This is a genomic window from Stenotrophomonas sp. HMWF003, from assembly GCF_003061285.1.
Taxonomy (GTDB): Bacteria; Pseudomonadota; Gammaproteobacteria; order Xanthomonadales; family Xanthomonadaceae; genus Stenotrophomonas; species Stenotrophomonas maltophilia_AP.
The window spans coordinates 4,812-5,618 of record NZ_QAIW01000461.1 but is presented as its reverse complement, the minus strand read 5'-3'; the positions used below and the strand labels follow the sequence as shown (position 1 = coordinate 5,618).

General features: G+C 70.1%; 1 protein-coding gene. It reads left to right on the top strand.

Features of this window, described 5'->3' with window-relative positions:
- A partial coding sequence (locus DBR34_RS20485; protein ID WP_258224207.1) for an enoyl-CoA hydratase-related protein occupies positions 1-680 on the top strand: 680 nt, incomplete at its 5' end.
- Between the last annotated feature and the right edge of the window lie 127 nt (positions 681-807).

Sequence of the window (807 nt, the reverse complement as noted above, 5' to 3'; positions counted from 1 at the left end):
CCCTGGATGCGGCGTTTGCGGCGGCCGCAGCCGATCCGGCAGTGCGCGTGGTGGTGCTGACCGGGGCCGGCCCCAAGGCCTTCGTGGCCGGCGCGGACATCGCGGAAATGAACGGATTGACCTCGGTTCAGGGACGTGACTTCTCACTGCTGGGCCAGCAATTGATGCGCCGCATCGAGCGCATGCCCAAGCCGGTGCTGGCCCGGATCAACGGATTTGCGCTGGGCGGCGGCCTGGAACTGGCCATGGCCTGCCACCTGCGGATCGCCGCGGACAGCGCCAAAGTGGGTCAGCCGGAGATCAATCTGGGACTGATTCCCGGCTTCGGCGGCAGCCAGCGGCTGCTGCGCCTGTGCGGCCGCGCCGCCGCGTTGGAACTGTGCCTGCTGGGCACCCCGATCGCCGCCGCGCGCGCCCTGCAGCTGGGCATCGTCAATGAAGTGGTGGCCGCCGATGCGCTCGACGCGCGGGTGGACGCGCTTGCAGTGCAGCTGGCCAAGGCCGCGCCGCTGGCGCTGCGCGGCATCCTGGATGCGATCCACGTGGGCGGCGAATGCGCGCTGGGCGAAGGCCTGGAATACGAAAGCGCGCAGTTCGGGCTCATGTTCGCCACCGAGGACATGCGCGAAGGCACCGCCGCCTTCCTTGCCCGGCGTCCGCCGGTGTTCCAGAACCGCTGAGCCATGCACGCCGCACCTGCCCTACCCGCGCGCCTGCTGTTGCTGGTGCTCGACGACGATCTGGACGCTGCGCTGGCAGCGGGCCTGATGGACTACGTGCCGTCACCGGGTGATGCCGCACTGCTGC